This is a genomic window from Bartonella sp. AD328YNZD (assembly GCF_042196425.1).
Map to the genome: position 1 here is coordinate 1 of NZ_JBHIQG010000483.1, position 1,449 is coordinate 1,449.

At 39.5% G+C, this 1,449-nt stretch carries 2 protein-coding genes, 1 tRNA gene and 1 pseudogene; all 4 read left to right on the forward strand.

Going from position 1 to position 1,449, the window contains the following annotated elements:
• The first annotated feature begins 104 nt into the window (after positions 1 to 104).
• Positions 105 to 180, forward strand: a tRNA-Trp gene (locus ACFIO3_RS13040).
• 201 nt (positions 181 to 381) lie between these two features.
• On the forward strand, positions 382 to 594 hold the full coding sequence (secE, locus tag ACFIO3_RS13045; RefSeq protein ID WP_375608518.1) for a preprotein translocase subunit SecE: 213 nt from the start codon (positions 382 to 384) through the stop codon (positions 592 to 594).
• A 20-nt stretch (positions 595 to 614) separates the two neighbouring features.
• Entirely contained in the window at positions 615 to 1,145 is a 531-nt protein-coding gene (gene nusG / locus ACFIO3_RS13050) for a transcription termination/antitermination protein NusG (protein WP_375608519.1), read from the forward strand.
• 149 nt (positions 1,146 to 1,294) lie between these two features.
• Positions 1,295 to 1,449 (forward strand): annotated as a pseudogene (gene rplK / locus ACFIO3_RS13055) (50S ribosomal protein L11); the annotation flags it as partial.

The window sequence follows — 1,449 nt, forward strand, 5'->3', positions numbered from 1 at the left end:
ATTCGTGAAGGTGGTCGTACTGTTGGTGCCGGTATCGTCTCTAAGATCATTGAATAAATAATGCTTGTTGAGTGCTTGTTAAAGGTATTTTAGTTTTAAGAATTAGGGGTATAGCTCAGTTGGTAGAGCGGCGGTCTCCAAAACCGCAGGTCGCGGGTTCAAGTCCTGCTGCCCCTGCCAAAGGGGAATAGGATTCAGATATGAGTTAGTAGATTTTTCTGCTTTTTTTGCTTTTTTTTATATGGGGCTTGTTTTTTTGTGTATGAAACTGTATTGAATAGAAAGTAAGAAAATTGCGTAAGTCTGGAAGTTGGCTTTTGCATTTTTTTCTATTTATTTTGTTGTATAAAACACAATAGGGCGAGAGAGAGTAGTGTGACGATGGCATCTAGAACCAATCCGATTACCTTTATGAAGCAGGTTTATGCAGAAACAGTTAAAGTGAAATGGCCTACACGTCGTGAGACGGTTATTTCTACTATTATGGTTTTGTTGGTAACTGCATTGGCTTCAGCTTTCTTTTTTATTGTGGATCAGGTTATGCATTTTGGTGTTTGGCGGGTTATTGATCTTCTGAAATATCTTTTTAGTTGAGAATGTAAGGAAGTGTGACTGTGGCAGCTCGTTGGTATATTGTTCAGGCATATTCAAATTTTGAAAAGAAAGTAGCGGAAGCTATTGATAAGGAAGCAAAGCAGAAAGGACTTGATCATCTATTTGAAAAAATTTTTGTTCCAACAGAGCGTGTTGTAGAAGTCCGTCGTGGACGCAAAGTTGATACTGAGCGAAAATTTTTTCCTGGTTATGTTCTTGTTTGTGCTGAATTAACAGATGAAGTTTATCATCTTATTAAGAATACTCCTAAAGTGACAGGTTTTTTAGGGTCGGATGCGCGTCCTGTTCCTATTTCTGATCGAGAGGTTGAAAAGATTCTCAAACAAGTTCAGGAGGGTGTTGATTCTCCAAAGTCCTCTGTGTTGTTTGAGGTTGGTGAACAAGTTCGCGTTGCTGATGGTCCTTTTGTTTCATTTAATGGAATTGTTCAAGAGGTTGAAGAAGAGCGCTCTCGTCTTAAGGTTGAAGTTCTTATTTTTGGGCGTCCTACGCCTGTTGATTTAGAATTTGGTCAGGTTGAAAAACTCTGATTAAACTTAGAGTAATTTTAATTACTTTAAGTAAGGAGTGGGAGGTGATTTATAGCTTTTGTCGGCTTAATGATCCGAACCACGTAACTGCAGCGGGTAGCAGGCAAAATAAATTGTCCGTATACCAGTGAAATTGAAGGCAGATTGTTATGGCAAAAAAAAGTATAGGTCAGCTCAAGTTGCAGGTCCCTGCAGGAGCTGCTACTCCATCTCCACCGATTGGTCCTGCTCTTGGGCAGCGTGGTATTAATATCATGGAATTTTGTAAGGCGTTTAATGCAGCGACACAAGAAATGGAAAAGGG